20 protein-coding genes and 1 pseudogene are annotated in these 18,721 nt (G+C 39.7%); 8 read left to right on the forward strand and 13 right to left on the reverse strand.

Going from position 1 to position 18,721, the window contains the following annotated elements:
• Positions 1–112: 112 nt before the first annotated feature.
• The 7 genes from Sdiek1_RS12910 to Sdiek1_RS12940 all read left to right on the forward strand — a co-directional run bounded on the left by Sdiek1_RS12910 (position 113) and on the right by Sdiek1_RS12940 (position 6,258).
• A complete protein-coding gene (locus Sdiek1_RS12910) occupies positions 113–895 on the forward strand; it encodes a substrate-binding periplasmic protein (protein ID WP_087439475.1) in 783 nt (260 codons plus the stop codon).
• Positions 896–899: 4 nt separating this feature from the next.
• Positions 900–1,358, forward strand: a complete 459-nt coding sequence (locus Sdiek1_RS12915; RefSeq protein ID WP_087439476.1) for a hypothetical protein — start codon at positions 900–902, stop codon at positions 1,356–1,358.
• Complete coding sequence (locus tag Sdiek1_RS12920) at positions 1,318–3,147, forward strand: sensor domain-containing diguanylate cyclase (protein ID WP_087439477.1); 1,830 nt, start codon at positions 1,318–1,320, stop codon at positions 3,145–3,147. Before Sdiek1_RS12915 ends, Sdiek1_RS12920 begins: the two co-directional genes overlap by 41 nt.
• Positions 3,148–3,201: 54 nt before the next feature.
• On the forward strand, positions 3,202–3,615 hold the full coding sequence (locus Sdiek1_RS12925) for a MarR family winged helix-turn-helix transcriptional regulator (protein ID WP_161492046.1): 414 nt from the start codon (positions 3,202–3,204) through the stop codon (positions 3,613–3,615).
• Positions 3,616–3,623: 8 nt separating this feature from the next.
• A complete protein-coding gene (locus Sdiek1_RS12930; protein WP_087439479.1) occupies positions 3,624–4,775 on the forward strand; it encodes an MFS transporter in 1,152 nt (383 codons plus the stop codon).
• A gap of 125 nt (positions 4,776–4,900) precedes the next feature.
• Positions 4,901–5,524 carry a hypothetical protein gene (locus tag Sdiek1_RS12935; protein ID WP_087439480.1) on the forward strand — a complete coding sequence of 208 codons (624 nt, stop codon included), beginning with the start codon at positions 4,901–4,903 and terminating at the stop codon, positions 5,522–5,524.
• Positions 5,525–5,604: 80 nt separating this feature from the next.
• The gene (locus Sdiek1_RS12940) at positions 5,605–6,258 is read left to right on the forward strand and encodes a hypothetical protein (protein WP_087439481.1); all 654 of its coding nucleotides are present in this window, start codon (positions 5,605–5,607) and stop codon (positions 6,256–6,258) included.
• Here Sdiek1_RS12940 and Sdiek1_RS12945 read toward each other — a convergent pair.
• From Sdiek1_RS12945 to tupB, 4 genes are all read right to left on the reverse strand, one after another.
• Positions 6,255–7,247 (reverse strand): AI-2E family transporter, encoded by a 993-nt coding sequence (locus tag Sdiek1_RS12945; RefSeq protein ID WP_369688469.1) that lies wholly within the window; start codon positions 7,245–7,247, stop codon positions 6,255–6,257. The genes Sdiek1_RS12940 and Sdiek1_RS12945 overlap by 4 nt on opposite strands.
• The gene (locus Sdiek1_RS15335; RefSeq protein WP_238099017.1) at positions 7,210–7,350 is read right to left on the reverse strand and encodes a hypothetical protein; all 141 of its coding nucleotides are present in this window, start codon (positions 7,348–7,350) and stop codon (positions 7,210–7,212) included. The genes Sdiek1_RS12945 and Sdiek1_RS15335 overlap by 38 nt, the downstream gene beginning before the upstream one ends.
• A gap of 93 nt (positions 7,351–7,443) precedes the next feature.
• The gene (locus tag Sdiek1_RS12950; protein WP_087439482.1) at positions 7,444–8,481 is read right to left on the reverse strand and encodes an energy-coupling factor ABC transporter ATP-binding protein; all 1,038 of its coding nucleotides are present in this window, start codon (positions 8,479–8,481) and stop codon (positions 7,444–7,446) included.
• Positions 8,478–9,179, reverse strand: a complete 702-nt coding sequence (gene tupB / locus Sdiek1_RS12955; RefSeq protein ID WP_087439483.1) for a tungstate ABC transporter permease TupB — start codon at positions 9,177–9,179, stop codon at positions 8,478–8,480. The genes Sdiek1_RS12950 and tupB overlap by 4 nt, the downstream gene beginning before the upstream one ends.
• Positions 9,180–9,264: 85 nt before the next feature.
• Here tupB and tupA point away from each other — a divergent pair, with 85 nt between their 5' ends.
• Positions 9,265–10,104 (forward strand): tungstate ABC transporter substrate-binding protein TupA, encoded by an 840-nt coding sequence (gene tupA / locus Sdiek1_RS12960; protein ID WP_087439484.1) that lies wholly within the window; start codon positions 9,265–9,267, stop codon positions 10,102–10,104.
• Positions 10,105–10,228: 124 nt separating this feature from the next.
• On the opposite strand, the gene Sdiek1_RS12965 is transcribed toward tupA, so the two are convergent.
• From Sdiek1_RS12965 to Sdiek1_RS14760, 9 genes and pseudogenes are all read right to left on the reverse strand, one after another.
• Complete coding sequence (locus tag Sdiek1_RS12965; RefSeq protein WP_087439485.1) at positions 10,229–10,966, reverse strand: winged helix-turn-helix domain-containing protein; 738 nt, start codon at positions 10,964–10,966, stop codon at positions 10,229–10,231.
• A 3-nt stretch (positions 10,967–10,969) separates the two neighbouring features.
• Entirely contained in the window at positions 10,970–11,758 is a 789-nt protein-coding gene (gene fdhD / locus Sdiek1_RS12970; protein WP_087439486.1) for a formate dehydrogenase accessory sulfurtransferase FdhD, read from the reverse strand.
• 178 nt (positions 11,759–11,936) lie between these two features.
• On the reverse strand, positions 11,937–12,836 hold the full coding sequence (locus tag Sdiek1_RS12975; RefSeq protein ID WP_087439487.1) for a formate dehydrogenase subunit gamma: 900 nt from the start codon (positions 12,834–12,836) through the stop codon (positions 11,937–11,939).
• A gap of 11 nt (positions 12,837–12,847) precedes the next feature.
• The gene (gene fdh3B / locus Sdiek1_RS12980) at positions 12,848–13,426 is read right to left on the reverse strand and encodes a formate dehydrogenase FDH3 subunit beta (protein WP_087439909.1); all 579 of its coding nucleotides are present in this window, start codon (positions 13,424–13,426) and stop codon (positions 12,848–12,850) included.
• Positions 13,427–13,437: 11 nt separating this feature from the next.
• Entirely contained in the window at positions 13,438–16,293 is a 2,856-nt protein-coding gene (locus Sdiek1_RS12985) for a formate dehydrogenase subunit alpha (RefSeq protein WP_087439488.1), read from the reverse strand.
• Positions 16,294–16,311: 18 nt separating this feature from the next.
• Positions 16,312–16,509, reverse strand: coding sequence for a twin-arginine translocation signal domain-containing protein (locus tag Sdiek1_RS12990; protein WP_087439489.1), 198 nt, complete (start codon positions 16,507–16,509; stop codon positions 16,312–16,314).
• 81 nt (positions 16,510–16,590) lie between these two features.
• On the reverse strand, positions 16,591–17,337 hold the full coding sequence (locus Sdiek1_RS12995; RefSeq protein WP_087439490.1) for a TorD/DmsD family molecular chaperone: 747 nt from the start codon (positions 17,335–17,337) through the stop codon (positions 16,591–16,593).
• 552 nt (positions 17,338–17,889) lie between these two features.
• Positions 17,890–18,462 carry a formate dehydrogenase subunit gamma gene (locus Sdiek1_RS13000; protein WP_238099019.1) on the reverse strand — a complete coding sequence of 191 codons (573 nt, stop codon included), beginning with the start codon at positions 18,460–18,462 and terminating at the stop codon, positions 17,890–17,892.
• A gap of 101 nt (positions 18,463–18,563) precedes the next feature.
• Positions 18,564–18,716, reverse strand: a pseudogene (locus Sdiek1_RS14760) (formate dehydrogenase); the annotation flags it as partial.
• Between the last annotated feature and the right edge of the window lie 5 nt (positions 18,717–18,721).

Genomic DNA, 18,721 nt, shown 5'->3' on the forward strand with positions numbered 1-18,721 from the left:
TTTATCTTTATTGGCTTTATTCTAGCACGATTTTGGTAAATTATGAATTTAGGAAATTGTTTTGTGTTATACTTTAGAATGTAAATATTTTTACCATGAAAAGGTCACAATTATGGCACATCTATTTTGGATCTTTTTTATAACCTTAACATCAACATCTATACTCAGCGCAGATGTGCTCTCGACGATTTTTGAAACAAAAAAAATACGTGTTTGCATTTGGCCAGAGTATTATGGTATCTCTTATGTCAATCCAAGAACGCAAGAGCTCACCGGTATTGACATTGATTTAGCTAAAGAGTTTGCCAAAGATTTGGGTGTCAGTGTAGAGTTTAAATCCAGCTCGTTTGCAACACTCATTCAAGACATAAACACACATTATTGCGATATAGCCATGTTTGCCATCGGTCATACGGAAGAGCGAAAAAAATACCTTACCCTTACAACACCTCATCTTGCCAGCGATGTCTATGCTATTGCTGCCAAAAGTAACCGCCGTATTCAAACATGGGATGACATTGATAAAGAAGGTGTTGTCGTTGCGGTTGCTAAGGGAACTTACCATGTGAAACTCATGCAAAATTCCCTCAAAAATGCCAAACTGCTTATCGTCGATTCTCTTCACGCAAGAGAACAAGAGGTTGAAGCTGGACGTGCTGATGTTTTTATGACCGATTACCCTTTTGGTATTTATATGCTTGAAGAACAAGAGTGGGCAAAGCTAATCAAACCGACTAAACCATTTCATATCACCCCTTATGGTTGGGCAATAGCACAAAATGAGCCTTCTTTGGAGCAGAAAGTTGAAGCCTTTATTCAGGCTATTAAACATGATGGTAGGCTGTTAAGCGCTGCAAAACGCCACCACTTAGAACCTATTGTCGTGCTCGAGTAATTCTATGAAACAGTTTTTGTTGGAGGAGAGAAAGGTCACTCGGTATATTATCGCAGCGATTGCCATTTTTGCGATAATTATTGGGTTTATCATTATGGCACTCTCAAGCTTACGCCAAGAAGCCATCCAAACACATCGTCATATTGCCAATCTTCATGCCTATACAATTGAAGAACATTTTTCTCAAATCCTTCAGCATGCTAGTATCACCATAGATCGTATCCCACTTTTAAGTAATGAATCAACCTCTGATGTTGCTCTTGCTCCCGTTTTTACTGAACTATTGCATAATGCACCCTATTTACGCTCACTCTCTCTTTTAAATGACGAAGGTGTTATCATCGCAAGTTCTCATGAAGCCAATATTGGCAAAAAAGTACCCGTAGAAAATTTTTTTGCCTATCCCTTTTGGAGAAACGCCCTTGTTACGCATTGGTGTTCCATGGGCAGGAAGAGATTTTGATAATGCCCATTCTAGTAGTATTGAAAAACCTATACCTTCTTCAGAGATAACCTTTTTGCCTCTGCTCAAAAAAGTCTTTTTCGAAGATAGGCTGTATTATATCATCGCCAACATCAACATTGATTATCTTACCAATCGCTATACAAACACCCTACCCATAGATCAAGGCACTGTCTCTTTGTGGAGACTTGATGGCACACTCTTAGTTTCAACCAATCCCCAATTATACCTTGGTGCTTCACACTATAATTTGAGCCATTGGCAACAAGAAAACGAAGACTTTTTTGCCCACCTACGAGATGAAACACATTCTCTTTTAGATGTGTTTCGCCTCGCTAAAATTTTTCCTTTTATTGTAGAAATTCAAACGAATGAGGTCAATACCCTTGGTTATTGGGATAAAGAACGTCAAAAAATGCTGGGTATCATCATACTTCTTATGACACTGACGTGTGGCCTAACACTAGCATTGATTGTACGTTATTACAATGAAAACAGTCGCCAAAGAGAACAACTTTCCTATGAAAAACAGTTTCGTGTTGCCATGGAAGCAACACAAACTGGTCTTTGGACATGGAATCTAAAGACAAATCAAGTGACGTGGGATACACAATGCTTTTTACTCCTTGGCTATCAACCCCACTCTTTTGAGACACCCTGGGATAAAATTTACGAACTAACACATCCTGATGATGCACAGGATATGCTACCCTCAATTCAAGATCAGATTCTTGCTCAAGCAACCTTTCTAATTGAACGTCGAATGAAAATGGCTTCTGGTGAATGGGTCTGGATACAAGTAAGAGGTAAAGTCATTGAATTTTCAGAGCAAAATGAACCTTTACTGCTTACAGGTGTTTATATTAACATTGACACGCAGAAGAAAATTGAACAACTACACCTTTCCGCCGTTGCATTTGAAACACAAGAGGCTATTCTTATCACTGATGTTAAAGAAAAAATTTTAAAGGTAAATGAGGCTTTTACACGTATTACGGGCTATAGTGACAATGAAATCCTTGGCCAAACACCCCGAGTCCTTCATTCAGGCTATCACGATAAAGCTTTTTATCAAGCGATGTGGAAAGCATTACTTGAAGAAGGTTTTTGGCAAGGTGAACTTTGGAATAAGCGAAAAAATGGCGAAATTTATGCAGAATTTATCACCATTACCTCTATTCGCAATGATCAAGGTACCATCACCCACTTTATCGCCAATTTTAACGACATAACCACCAATAAAGTAGAACAGCTAAAGATTCAAGAACTGGCTTACTATGATCCTCTAACCCGTCTGGCAAACCGTCGCTTATTAGAAGAATCTTTGCACAAAACCTTAAAACATTGTCTTTATGAGAGCCATTTAGGAGCATTGCTCTTTATTGATTTGGATTACTTCAAAGAGCTCAATGATACGTTTGGACACGATGCAGGCGATATGCTTCTGATTCAAACGGCAGCACGTCTTAAAGAGACGATCAGGGAGAGTGATCTTGTTGCACGACTTGGTGGTGATGAGTTTATTGTCTTACTCAAAGATATTGGTAAACAGCACGGTAGTGCTAATCATCTAACAGAAAATATTGCACATAAAATTCTCTCACTTTTATGCAAGCCTTATGCCTTAGCACATGGGAATTATCAACTGGGGGCAAGTATTGGGTGTACTATTTTTGGAAATGATCCTAAAAAAGACAGTACGATGATTCTCAAAGAGGCTGACCTTGCCATGTACCAAGCCAAAGAAAAAGGGCGCAATCAGATTTGCTTTTATAAGACCTCTTCTTAACTATAATTTTTTAACACTTCAATAAGTTTGCATATGCAAACATTTGGAGTACCTATGAAAGAAACACTTAACAATACAGTCGGCTTTCGAGTTGCACGTGTTGCCAATCATATCAACCAAACCATCAATACCCTTTTAAGTGAATATGGCATTGCGCCTGAGCAGAGAATTTTACTTGAAATTCTTACCTCATGTGAAAAAGTTAATCAAACAACATTGGCAACACTTTTAAATAAAAGCCACACAACCATCAGCCGAACACTCGATTCACTGGAAAAAAAAGAGTTGATTGTTAAAAAATCAGTTGAAGGCGATAAGCGTGCTAATGTTATTGCTGTAACGCCACAAGGACAAGCACTTTTAGAAAGAACGGAAGCCTGTGTACTAGCATTTCGGAATACTTTAGCCCAAAAGCTAACCGATGAAGAGCGAAAAATGCTCTTTACCCTTCTAGACAAACTCTCTTAAGGCATTTCATGAGTCAAATACACAGCAATAATCTCGCACAAAAAGTCACTGTTTTCGCAACTTTTCTCGCATTTATGGGTATGGGTGTGGTTGATCCCATCCTTCCGGACATCGCACAACATCTTGGGGCAACGAGCCGGCAAGTCGAACTTCTGTTTACAACGTATATTTTTATGATGGCACTGATTATGATTCCTGCGGGAATGCTTGCCAGTAAATTAGGAGATAAGCGCGTCATGGCTTTGGGACTTGCTATTGTTGCTATTTCTGCCCTTTTGTGCGCAACGGCACAAAATATTACGATGTTAGCGATTTTTCGAGCAGGCTGGGGATATGGGAATGCACATTTTTTTGCAACAGCGCTTATTCTTTTAATTGCACTCTCAAGCGATCACCACAAAGCTATTGGCTTATTTGAAGGCTCTATCGGATTTGGTATTGCAGCAGGTCCTCTTTTAGGAGGCTTTGTCGGGCAATACTCATGGCGCTACCCTTTTTTAGTCACAGGTACGTTAACCGTTATCGCTTTTTTATTGGTGGTCATTTTTGTTAAAAACCCCAAAGAAAAGAAATCCCATAAACCAGCTGGTCTACAAGAGCTTAAAGCCTTATTTCACGATGCAAAATTCGTCAAAATTTCATTAGCAGCTATGCTCTATTACTATGGATTTTTTGTGGTACTTGCGTATTCACCCTTAGTGATTCAAATGACACCTATTAAGATTGGACTGCTCTTTTTTGGATGGGGATTTGCATTGGCTCTTGGTTCGGTAGTCCTGAGTACACAGCTTGAACGAAGGTGGAAAGCTAAAGAGATCATCCCTGTTGTTTTGTCTCTTTTTGCTCTTGTTTTAGTAGCACTTATGAGTGTCAATTCACTGACATTTATGGCAATTTTCATCATTTTAAGCGGTTTACTTTCGGGAATCAATAACTCTTTATTTACAACATACGTTATGGAATCACACTTTGAACGCAATATTATCTCAGGTGGCTATAATTTTTTACGCTGGATGGGTGCAGCTATCGCCCCCATCGCATCAGGGTTTATCGGTGAAACGGTGGGACTTAAAATTCCTTATCTTGTCGCAGCCTGTTTATCACTTTTGTCTTTGGCGCTCATAACCCATACCAATAAAAAACATACAAAAGCACTCTAGCAATGCCTACACTATCTTTCGAATAAAAGGAGTGTAACTACCAACAAAAAGCGGATCAAAAATTGCTTTTCGTTTGTATGTTCCTGCCCTGCGGGAATTTTCATGCATCCAAAAGGAAATGCACCATGAAAGTTTACGGGATAGTGTTAGCATGTATCACAACTACTTTGTTAGCGGATCTTGCCTATTTTGAGCGTGATGTCAATAGTACACAACTGGAACAATGCAAGGCCTTTTTCACAAAAGAGAAAGATGTTAAAACGATTCATCTGCTCAATGGACAAACCCTAGAATTTAAAGATGAATATCTGGGCGATGACCCTGAGTACAAAACACTCCTTTACACGCTCAAAGGCTGTTTTTTCAAAGAAAAATATCTTATCTACAGTGATTTTATGCCCGATAGTGAAGCCTATTATGCCCTTGATTTACGCGATGGTAAGGGAATAAGACTCGATGGCATGCCTTATCTCAGCCCTACTCAAAACTATTTTGTAACAGAAGCAGAAGAGTCCCACCGCATCAGTGTTTATACCCTTGAGCAAGATCGTATACTCAAAGTTTTTACCCACAAATTTCATGCGCAGTGCATTACGCAACACACGGCATGGGTAGATGATCACACGCTCAGTTTTGAACTTGAATGTGATGGAATCTTTGATGAAGATACCAATACAACTAAAGAAAACACCATAGAGATATTCAAACTGATCTATAAAGATTCAAAATGGGAGATAATACAACCCTAAATCTTGGTTTAAAAGGGCAACCCTAAAAGCAAGCAGTAATGTTCATAAACAAGAGTATACTAGGTTTGAAAGGCTCTTACATGAACGATCAGCAGCTTCTCTCCCTTTTTGTAGGGATTATTATGGTGTGCATGGTCATTATTGCCACCGCTATTGTTTTGCTCACCATCAAACATATCCAAACCATGCACAAAGCAACCGCGTTTATCGCTCTTAGCCAAAATGAACTGAGCACTTTGTGCCAAAAAGCCACATTTATGCTAGACGATGTCAGCGAACTCATAGCTGGACTCGAAGAAAAAAGTCACTTCCTAGCACTTAAGGCCTCTGGTGGTATCGCTCAACTCACCAATGTCTCTCTTGCCATTAAAACATTTTCGCAGCTATTTAACAAAAATTCAACCCAAAAAGAGGATACAATGAATCAAAACCATTTACTCAGTTTCGCACTCGGTGCGACTATTACAGGTATTAGTGCCTATTATGTGTATAAAAACAAAGATGAGCTTACATGTAAACTCAATGACCTTGAAGAGACATTAGTCGATGACTACGAAGTTTTGATTGAGAAAGCCAAAACAAAATTTGAAGCATTAAGCCAAGCCTTTCAAGAGACAACTCAAAAAGCGATGAACACCGATATGGATGATGTCATGAAAGGGAGTGAAATCAAACACTTAATGAAAAAACTTGATAAGCTTCAAAAAGAGATCCAAGTTCTCACTAAAAATTAACCCTTTGTGACACCGACCTGCGCATGACCAAGATTTGAGCGATTGGCTTTGCGTAAGGCTCTAAGCGTCGTAAGTGCCAGTGCAATAATTGCAGGGCCTAAGATAAATCCCCAAAATCCAAATGTAGCAAGTCCACCCACAATCGCAAAAAAGATGATAAATTCATTGATGCGTTTTTTGCCATTACTGAGTATTTTATTGACAAAATTAAGAAGAACCAACTTGACGATATTGTCAATAAAAAAAGCCAAAATAGCCCACGAATACGCCGCAATCACTATGGCATTAAAGGTATTACCTTGAAAGTATTCATTTGCTGCAATCGGCATCCACACCAGCGCTGTTCCTGCAATCGGAATAATCGACGAAATCCCCGCTAAAAACCCTAATAATAAAGCGTTGTACCCATCAAAAAATGCAATGAAAACACCAAAGGCAATGCCTTGTGCCACCATCACACCCGTAAGAGAGTAAAAAACCACCGCCATAGTCGTTGTCATCTCCTCTAAAAAATCCCGCTTGGTAGAACGACTGAGCGGAATAATAGGGAACAAAAACAGGATGATTTTGCGTCCGTATAGGCTTAGGAAAAAGAAAAATACGATTATTATTGCCATATCCATCAACATGGACATAAACATTTTAAGACCATTTCCAAGCCAGCTCGCTAAAAAAGCAATAATTTCGTCTTTATGAAGTTTTGACATTTCAATAAGACTTTCAATGGGAGTCACAAGCCATGTCATATAACTCGGCAGATGCTTACTTTGTTCTTCTATTTGATCGCCGATGGAGCGAATCATATCCAGCGTATCAGAGGGATGACTGAGAAGATTGAATAAAAAAAGTGTAATCGGCACAAAAATAATCAGTGAAAAAACTAACGTGACAATACTTGCCGAAAGCACAGATGCACTCTTTTTAAGTACATCATATTTGGATAGAAACCGCTCAAGAAGATGATGTAGCGGAGAAACGGCCATTGCCATCAAAAGGGCAACACAAAAAACTTTTTAAAAATGGGAAAAAGAGCCAAAGAATCAGTGCTAAAATGCCACATCCGAGCCAACGTAAAAAAGAGTTTTGTGCCATGGTTTCTGCCTTTGAAGTACTGAATAACATCAGTTAGTCCACAGTATACCTGAATACCCTTTCCTTCAAGATTTGACTCTGAAATACACTCCTCTAGGCTTCTTTAGAAGGCACTTTTATCGCCGATTTGGCAAAACTCACATACACATTTTGAGAAGGGTAAAAGTGGTAACGCTTAAAGTATTCAAAGCTCTCCACACACTCTAAGAGATGATTGCCGATGACAATTTTGAGTGAAATCTCATTGGTTTTGGTGACATGCAACACATCACGTATGATGCCTGTCAAATAGACCGTATCATCTTTACATGTAAAAGGTTCAATCGAGACTGAAATATCACGTGGGTTAATCGCCACACCTCGTTTTTCGCCGATACGATAGCTTTTTGGTAATGACATACTTTGATTTTCATCAAAGTCAAAAAAGCGCTCATCCCCACTTTCACGCCATTTACCGACGATGAGATTGGTTGTTGAAAAATCCATCAAACGTCCAAAATGAAGCCCAACTTTACGTGTAGCAATTTCATTGAGCCACAAAAGATCATGACTGGCAATGACAATGGTAGTTCCCCACACTTGATTGGCATGTAAAATAGCATCGGTAAATTGTGGAACACCGCTGTAATCAAGACTATTGGTTGGTTCATCAAGTAAAAGCATCTTTGGATGAAGGACGAGTCGTGAAGCCAATGCCACACGTTGAGTCTCTCCACTGGAAAGTTCATGCCATGCCCTATGTAAAAATTTTTTAGGCAAAAGTCCAACTAACTCTAACGCTTCATTCATTCGCTCTGGTGCATCTTCAAGGGTTCCTCTGATTTTGAGTCCAAAGAGAAGATTCTCTCGTACACTACGTTTGAGTAGGTAAGGTTCCGGCAATAAAATACCAATTTCGCGCTTGAGGGACAAAGGGATGGAACTCGCATCAAAACCACGATAACAAAGCGTGCCACTTTGTGCTGCTTCTAAAAAGGCAAGGTGGCGTAAAAGCGTACTTTTGCCACTACCATTTGAACCTACGAGTCCTAAAATTTCACCTTCATATACCTGTAATGTTTGAATGTCCAAAACAGGCTTTTCACCATACAACGTTCGTAAATTTTTAAGTTCATACATGACCGTATTCATACAACGATTCTCGCGCGTTTTTTCAAAAAGAAGAGCATAAAATTAAGCGAAAAAGCGATGCTCATCAATACCAATCCAAGTGAAATACCCATGGCAAATTCGCCTTTGTTAGTTTCTAATGAGATCGCCGTGGTAATGGTACGGGTAAACCACTTGATATTCCCGCCAATCATCATTGCTATGCCCACTTCTGCTACCACACGACCATATGCAGCAACAGCAACGGCGATCAATGCATGACGAAGCTCCCAAACAACGCTTCGAATCATTTGTGCCATCGTTAATCCAAAGGAGGCAAGTGTGAGGTAAAGTTTTTTCTCCATTCCTTCAACAGCCGTAGCACTCAATGAGACAATAATCGGCAATGCCAAAAGTGTTTGCCCAATCACAATGCCCGGTAAGGTGTAAAGCAGTTCATAGCTTCCAAATGGTCCACGGTTAGAGATAAACGCGTAAACAATCAGACCTACCACTACCGTTGGAATGGCAAGAAGGGTGTCGGAAAGAAGCTTGAAAAATTTTCGCCCAGGAAATTGAAAAAAGCCCAAACAGAACCCTAATGGCAACCCAATAACAATGCTAAAAATAATAGAAAGAGTTGAACTTTTTAGCGTCACATCAACCGCCGAGATCGTTTCAGGATCAAGGTTAACAAGTAACCAAAAAGCTTCTTTTAAGCCCGATAAAATAAAATCCAAAATTATCCCTACTTTTACATGTAATTTAAAAAAAGATACGCTACACTACAAACATGCTAAATAAACATATTCGGAGGATTATTCAATGTTTTCAGTAAAGAACCGCTTAAAAGGGAAAGTGCTTTTCTCGCTTCTTGCCCTCAGTTCGCTACTCTGTGCGGCTGACCTTAAAATGGCAACAACCACGAGTACAGGTGACACTGGTCTTTTAGATGTCCTTGTTCCTAAATATAAAGCCGACACAGGTGTTGATCTTAAATGGGTCGCCGTTGGAACGGGTAACGCTTTAAAACTAGGTGAGAACTGCGATGTTAGTGTACTTTTTGTCCACTCTCCTTCATCTGAAAAAACATACATGGAAAAAGGATTTGGCGTTGAGCGAACCCCTGTCATGTACAATGACTTTGTTGTTATTGGCACACCTGACATGAAAGCCAAATTTGCGGGTAAAAGTATTTCAGAAGTGTTCAAAATTATTGAAACGGAAAAGATTAAATTCGTCAGTCGTGGTGATAAATCAGGAACACATGATAAAGAAAAAGGTGTTTGGAAAGATGCTTTAGGTCATACACCTGAAAAACAACCATGGTATCTTGAAGCGGGGCAAGGCATGATCGCTACGATCAACATCGCAGCAGAACAAAAAGGTGTTACGTTAACAGATCGTGGAACTTACATCAAATACGAAGCAAATCACAAAGGTAACCCACCTTTGGTTATCGTCTATGAAGGTGCTGATGCACTTAAAAACTTTTACTCCGTTATTGCTGTTAACCCACAAAGATGTGCCAATACCGATTATAAAGGTGCTCTACAATTTATAGAGTGGGTCACATCTGACAAAATTCAAACAGAAATCGCTAACTTTAAACTAATGGATAAACAACTCTTCTATCCAGACTTTAAAACTCGCGCCAAGAACTAATCGTAAGGTTGCCCTTTACAGGGCAACCTATATGAACTTAAAAGAACGCTAAGACTTAACCCTAAATCCTAATACACATGAAATATTACATAATCTTCATAGCACCAAAATAGCTTACTACAATTTAGTCTTCAAACTCTTTTTTATTCCTCGGCTTTAGAAATAACTCTTTAAAACGTTCATTGGCATAGGTTTCAATCTCCGCTTGAAGCTTTCGGTAATTGTCCATAAATTCACGTGCTACAGGAGTAAGCGTTGTTCCTGCATCTTCGCCACCCCCTTGCTTGGTTTGAACCATGGTGTCGTTAATATTTTTTTGCAAGATTTTGATGTGTGTCCATGCTTTTTTATAATTCATACCGATCTTTTCAGAAGCTTTAGAGATAGACCCCTCTTGCTCAATCAGCTCTAAGATTTCTGTTTTACCCTTGCCAAAAAGCAATTCACCCTCAGCATTTTCGATCCATGTTTTGGTTTTGACATACAAACGTGGACGTGCTTTTTCTTTAAAACATCCTAATTCACAAAATGTTACATCGTAGTTTTTTCTTTCAATGTGCCACGAATTTTTTTTAAGTCCAATACCAGCTGCCGCAGCGCGTGCAGCTTTACATGTAACACGATTCTTTTCATCTAACAGTGGCGTGAGGCGATTCTCTGCCTCTGCGTCGTAGATACCGCCTTCAAGTTTCCCAAACTGTCCTAGTTCACAAGAGTCGATGCGTATATCCATTGCTTTGGCACATGCACCCACTTCGAGGGTAGAACACTTTAGTTTTGCTGCGATTTTAAAGCCATCGGTGCAGTCTAGTTTGCCTTTTTCATTCAAATATTTTTTGATCAGTTCTTCCATCTCAGACATTTTCTACTCCTCAACGATAATTCGCTGTGGATTACGGTAAACATTCATCGTATCACCCCTAACAAATCCAATGAGCGTTAATCCAAATTTCTCAGCGATCATAAGCCCTAAACACGTTGAAGCCGTACGCGATGCCAAAATAGGAATTTGGTGCATGACGGCTTTGGCAACCATCTCGGAAGAGAGTCTACCGCTCACCATCAAAAAGGCATTACGCACATCAACACCTGCTATCTGCGCTTTTCCAACCACTTTATCAATCGTATTGTGCTGCGCGATATCTTCGCCAATGAAATATGTATGTGCATCAGTAAAAAGCTTCGCAGTATGTACGCACCCTGTTTGTTCGTACAAAGGACACTCGGTGTAAAACTGTCCCATCTCTTTACAAAGAAGATCCGCACGGAGTGTAAAATCACTTTTTATGACTTTCGCTTCAATCGCTTCGGGATCAATGTTGGCAGTCATACTTCTTCCACATCCACTGATAACAACACCTTCGGCATTCAATTTTTTAATATTAGCTACATTGACTTTAGCTTCGATGTGCACCTGCATACCATCATTGAGGAGTTTGAGTGAAGTGACATCACTAAATTTTTCGATGATATTTTCACTCATCAAATAACCGATGGCAAGGGCTTCTTGATCAACCGGTGTGGCCATAACCGCACCCACTTTTTCGCCATTGACATAAATTTCTAACTTGATTTCACGAACAAGTATATCGTCTCGCTCAAACTTCTCTTTGCCCTTAATTTTAGTAATCTTGGTTGAATAAACTGGCTCCATACCTTCCCCTTAACGTGCTTGTTTCGCATATTGTAGCACTAAAAAATAAATAAAGAGCAAGAGATTTTACGCTCTTGCTCTTTACATGTAAAGTACTTACTCTGCCTCGCAAGAGGCAAGCTTCAGTGACCTAGTATTTAACGTAGCTTTTCAAGCTTAGCTTGTAAAGCGTGTCAAATTAAAACTTACCCTGATCTCTCAGTTTCTTATACCATGTACTATGAAGAATCTTGACTTCTTCTTCTTCAACATACCCAGTAATAATACTATGCACTGCTCCTTTAATAGCAAACATGGACATATACACATGGGTGATAAACATTGCAACGATTGCAAAGCCCATCACATTATGGATAATCGCTGCTGCTCTTAACATATCTATTTGAGATAGACCTGTGAGATCATGCAACATTTGCATTTTAAAGTCTAGGAAGAACATGAATGCACCACTTAAGATCATGGTAATACCACCAAGTATTGCTACCCAGTACCACATCTTTTGACCAGCATTAAACTTCCCTGCTAGGATGGGTTTTTTCTCTTTAGAGAGGTAACCTCCTAGGATCATAAACCATTTGACATCATCCATGTTAAAGAGTGCTTCTTTAAGCCACATCAGAGCCATAGGAATGACGACAATAGTGAAAGGTATGGTAAAGATACCATGGAGGTTCTTTGCCATTCTTACAAAGGTTCCACCACCAAAGAAGTCACCGAAAACGATAATGAATCCTGTGGGTATAATCACCAAAAAGCTTATTGCGGCTACTTGGTGGATTATTCGATTATAGAGATTAAAGGCATAGTATTTCTTTGCACTGTGTGGAAACACTTTGGGGCCTATAATCAGGTAATGGATATAGAAGGCTAAAGGAACTCCGATTAAGACTCCTAGGAATATCCATGCAAAGTATTTATTTTGCAACAGGGTAAACAAAGGTCCTAAGTGGGTACTGCCCTCTTTGCCGTATTCTAAAATATTTTGTATGCGCATCTCACCCCAGATTTGGCTCTCAGTGGCAAATGCCACTGTTGCCAAACTCAGAGCTGCAATGATCATCAGTAGATTCTTTCTCATTGCTGCTCCTTTCATTGGTTTTTATACGCTTTATCCCATCCGTAAGGAGAGTTAATGCCTTTTCCACCACGAGCCATCACACGTGCTCTAAAGACGTTTGATACTGATTCAGCGTCACCGACTAAGAGTGCTTTGGTTGAACACATTGCTGCACATACAGGAACTTTCCCTTCAGCGATTCTGTTTTGACCATAAAGTTCTCTCTCATGAACGGAGTTTGTCTCTAATGGACCTCCTGCACACATGGTACATTTATCCATCGCACCTTTGGCACCGAAAGCACCATCTCTTGGGAATTGTGGCGCACCAAATGGGCACGCGTAAAGACAATAGCCACAACCGATACATTTATTTTTATCATGAAGGACGATTCCATCCTCTCTGATATAGAAACAATCCACTGGGCACACTTGCGCACAAGGGGCGTCAGTACAATGCATACAAGCAATGGAGGTTGAAATAATCGTTACAACTTTACGTCTACTAATACCTACTGGAAGCTCATGCGCCTCAGCACAAGCGACTGAACAGCCATCACACTCGATACATCTGCTCTCATCGCAGTAAAATTTCATTCTTGCGTATTCCATCTCTCTCCCCCCTACGCTTTTTCGATGCGGCATAAGCCGCCCTTAGTTTCAGGAATCTGAGTAATGATGTCGTAACCATAGTTAGTGACGGTATTGACACTCTCGCCGCTTGCATACGGTTTTGTTCCTGCTGGGAAATTACCCGTTCTATCTGTTCCTTGGAAGTAGCCTGCAAAGTGGAATGGCATAAAGACCATATCAGGAAGTACGGTTAAAGAATGCTTTGCTTTCACTTTGATTTTAGTACCTTCTGGTGAGTGAATCCACATCATCTCCCCATTTTTAATGCCATATTTAAGCGCTAAATCAGGGTGAATGCTACAGAACATCTCAGGCGTTAGGGCTGCTAAGTATTTCGATGAACGATTCTCAACACCCGCACCATTCATATTGACCAAACGTGCCGTAATCAAGTTAATTGGGAACTCTTGACTATAATCTTTCGCGCTTTGAACAGAGATATACTTCGTCATAACACGGAAATGGTTTGGCTTATCCGCATACGCTGGATATTTAAGTGTCAAATCATGACGTTGTGAATGCAATGGCTCTCTGTGCATTGGAATTTTATCTGGGAAGTTCCATACAATCGCTCTTGCTTTTGCATTACCATACGGACAAAGACCCGCTTCTAATGCTTTTTGAACGATTAAGTTAGAATTATCCACTTTCCAGTTTGCACCCATTGCTGCTTTTTCTTCTTCGCTCAATGTAATGCCAAGCACTTTCTCAATATTCTCTTTGGTGATTTCAGGGTAACCCTCTTCGATTTTTGAACCTTTAGGGAAAGAACCTTTTTCAGCCAAGAGGTTGACACCATCTTTTTCCAAACCAAAGTTATTTCTAAAGCCCATACCGCCTTGACTTACAGGAATACTGGTATCATAAAGATTTGGAGAACCACCGTGTGTTTTGGTCCAACAAGGCCAAGGAAGTCCGTAGAACTCACCTTTCATAGGTCCCATTCCCGCACCGGTTACTTCATCAAACATATGCCAGTTGTCAGTATGTTTTTTAACACGTTCAGCCGTCCAGCCTGTTAAACCAATCGTTTTGATGATACGCGCGATTTCATTGGTCGCATCTTCTGGCCATTGGAAATCTTTTTTATCTTTCATCGCTAGTTTTCCGTCTTTTGTCTCTTCCATTAACATGGCTTTGGTATAAAGATCATAGAAACCTAAACGTTTTGCGAGTTCAAACATAATCTCTTGATCGGGTTTGCATTCATACATAGGCTCAACAACTTTGTATCTCCATTGAGCACTTCTGTTGGTTGCAACAACCAAACCACTGGTTTCAAACTGCGTTGCAGCAGGAAGTAAGAACACATTGTCTTTTTTATCAGTTAAAATCGCCGCTTCATTGACAAATGGATCGGCTAAAACGATCATTTCCAAATTATCAAGAGCTTCTTTAACTTTTGCTTGTTGTGCAATAGACGTAATTCCGTTACCCAGAACAACCAAAGCTTTTAGCGTTGTACCTGCATTTTCAATTTTATCATCGCTTTTAACGCCTTCAACACCTGCCCACCAACGAGCCAATGAAAAACCATTTTTTTCCATCCATGAAGCATCTTTGAACTGAGACACAAGGTACTCATAATCGACACCCCATTGTTTTGCGAAGTATTTCCAAGAACCAGCCGCTAGACCGTAGTAGCCAGGAAGTGAATCTGCTAAACAACCCATATCGGTAGCACCTTGAACGTTATCGTGCCCACGAAGAATGTTTGTACCGCCACCCGCTTTACCCATGTTACCAAGCGCAAGTTGGAGAATCGGAGCCATACGTGTATTACTTGTACCAATACTGTGTTGTGTTAAACCCATCGCCCAAATCAAGGTACCAGGACGATTTTTTGCATACAAGGTTGTAATTTGAATCAATTTTTCAGCAGGAATTCCTGTTACATCAGCAACCACTTCAGGTGTCCATTTGGCAGCTTCTGTTCGAATATCATCCATACCGTAAACACGATCATGAATATACTCTTTATCTTCCCAACCATTTTTAAAAATGAGGTGAAGCATACCGTACATAAACGGAATGTCCGTACCAGGGCGAATTTGTGCAAAAATATCTGCTTTAGCCGCTGTTTTGGTAAAACGTGGATCAATAACGATCAATTGAGCGTTATTTCTCTCTTTTGCTTTTAAGAAATGTTGGAAACCAACTGGATGGTTTACCGCTGGATTAGCGCCAAAAATAATAATTGCTTTAGACTTTTGAATATCTCCAAGGGAGTTTGTCATAGCACCATATCCAAATGTATTCGCCACACCGGCGACTGTGGAAGAGTGTCAGATTCTTGCTTGGTGATCTGTGTTATTGGTTCCGTAAAATGCAGCGAATTTTCTAAAATAATACGCTTGCTCATTACCCATTTTTGCGGAGCCTAAAAACTGAACAGAATCAGCTCCATCTTTTTTCTTAAGGTCTGCCAATTTGGTTGCAATACGGTTAAGCGCATCTTCCCAAGAAAGACGTTTCCATTGACCATTTTCTTTGACCATTGGATATTTTAGGCGTACTTCAGATCTGACCATATCGATCATATCTGCACCTTTACAGCAGTGTCCTCCAAGGCTAATTGGGTGGTCTTGAGCAACTTCTTGACGAACCCATACTCCATTTTGAACTTCTGCAATCACACCACACCCTACTGAACATGATGTACAGATGGTTTTGACTTTTTTGCTTCCTGGGAATGGGTTTTTAACCTCTTCCTCTGTTGCGGCTCGTGTCACATTCTCACCAGCAAACCCTGAAGTAGCGCCAAATACGCTAGCAACGGCTGCCATTTTGAGGAATGACCTTCGACCTACGGTCGTTGTTAGAGCACGTTCGGTTGTTTTTTCCATAACGCTATGCCTCCTCGTTTATAGGGCAGATTTGTAATAATCTTCCCATGCTTGTGTTTTCTTATAAGTAATCTCTTTCTTTTTAGATTTACCTACAACAACGCCATTTGAACCTTTTGAACTAGAAGAACTTGCTTGTACGCCCACTACGCCAACGGCAGCGACAGCACCCACAAGTGCAGCTTTTGCAACAAAGCCACGTCTGCTCTCATTCATGCAATGCTCCTTGTATACATTAATCCCTTTTGCAAGAGATTGCTCAAAAAAATCACCATTTTCTTGAGCAACCTCTTTAGGTTACTTGCGTAGGGTACGCTCTACTTTTGCTTCCAGCCCTGCCATCTTTTTAGCTTTATTTTCCGCTCTTCGTCTTGCTTCTGCCCCCGAAATCACTTCGACAGGTTTTTGAACTCTAACTTTTTCTTTAAGAGGTGGTTTTGCCACTTCAAAATACATACGCTCAAACGCCATAAATGCGTTAAGCACAATCGCAATAGATTGGTAAGCTTTGGACATTGGATGTTCATAAACGTTGATAATAAACTCATCCATAAAAGGGTTTATAACTTCCGTAAAAAGGCAATGTTGGATGTTTTCATACTCTTTTCCACCATGCATAATGAGCTCAATGAGTTCATGCATAAAGGTAAAGATAAATCCAACACTGTCTTCATTCTCTTTGAAATTAGCTTCATCGCGTCTGATTTTGGTTTTGGCTAAGAAATTTTTAACAGCTACGCGTTGATGTCCACTCTCAACACCTTCATCGTAATAGGAAGCGGTATTGCGAACGACTTTGTAGGCGGGATTATGGAAGACATCATCGTACTCTTGAATCAGTGCATTTTGACCTTTTTCAGTTAAAAATGCTTTAATTTCTTTGAGTGCTTCTGCTGAATTTTCATCAATAGGATTTTCAATCATTACATCAAGTGCTTCTGAAACACCTTTGTAACGATCCAAACTTGTTGTAAAAACAAATATTTTGCTCAAGAAGCCATAGTAGAGTGAGCGGGCTTTATTAACAGATTCTTTATTTATCACGGCTTTGTTCCTCATTTCTTAAAGTCAACAAAAGTAGACCGATATAGTCTGAATTCATTGAAATAGATAAAAAAGCTCGAAAACAAGGGAAAACACGGTATCTTTATAGAAACAAAACCCTCTTTTTACGATGCGTTATATAATTTTAGTAAACAACTGTTTACCGATTTCTAGTAAATTTACCACAGATTTGCTTAGGTGAAAATGGTAAAAAAAGAGTAGTTTAAAAACTTAAAAGTAACTTAAATATGTAAATTAAGCATATTACTTGGAGGGTTATAGCAGCGGAGGAAAGTATAGTTCAGAGAACATTAAAGCTCTCTGAACTGTTTTACATGTAAAAGAATTCTGCCATGCAAGAAGTAAGCTTTCATACCTTCCCCTTAACGTGCTTGTTTCGCATATTGTAGCACTAAAAAATAAATAAAGAGCAAGAGATTTTACGCTCTTGCTCTTTACATGTAAAGTACTTACTCTGCCTCGCAAGAGGCAAGCTTCAGTGACCTAGTATTTAACGTAGCTTTTCAAGCTTAGCTTGTAAAGCGTGTCAAATTAAAACTTACCCTGATCTCTCAGTTTCTTATACCATGTACTATGAAGAATCTTGACTTCTTCTTCTTCAACATACCCAGTAATAATACTATGCACTGCTCCTTTAATAGCAAACATGGACATATACACATGGGTGATAAACATTGCAACGATTGCAAAGCCCATCACATTATGGATAATCGCTGCTGCTCTTAACATATCTATTTGAGATAGACCTGTGAGATCATGCAACATTTGCATTTTAAAGTCTAGGAAGAACATGAATGCACCACTTAAGATCATGGTAATACCACCAAGTATTGCTACCCAGTACCACATCTTTTGACCAGCATTAAACTTCCCTGCTAGGATGGGTTTTTTCTCTTTAGAGAGGTAACCTCCTAGGATCATAAACCATTTGACATCATCCATGTTAAAGAGTGCTTCTTTAAGCCACATCAGAGCCATAGGAATGACGACAATAGTGAAAGGTATGGTAAAGATACCATGGAGGTTCTTTTGCCATTTCTTACAAAAGGTTCCACCACCAAAGAAGTCACCGAAAACGATAATGAATCCTGTGGGTATAATCACCAAAAGCTTATTGCGGCTACTTGGTGGATTATTCGATTATAGAGATTAAAGGCATAGTATTTCTTTGCACTGTGTGGAAACACTTTGGGGCCTATAATCAGTTCCTTACCAGGAATACCTTCATTAATCGTTACAACTTTACGTCTACTAATACCTACTGGAAGCTCATGCGCCTCAGCACAAGCGACTGAACAGCCATCACACTCGATACATCTGCTCTCATCGCAGTAAAATTTCATTCTTGCGTATTCCATCTCTC

It is taken from the genome of Sulfurospirillum diekertiae, assembly GCF_002162315.1.
In the GTDB taxonomy this organism is placed as follows: domain Bacteria; phylum Campylobacterota; class Campylobacteria; order Campylobacterales; family Sulfurospirillaceae; genus Sulfurospirillum.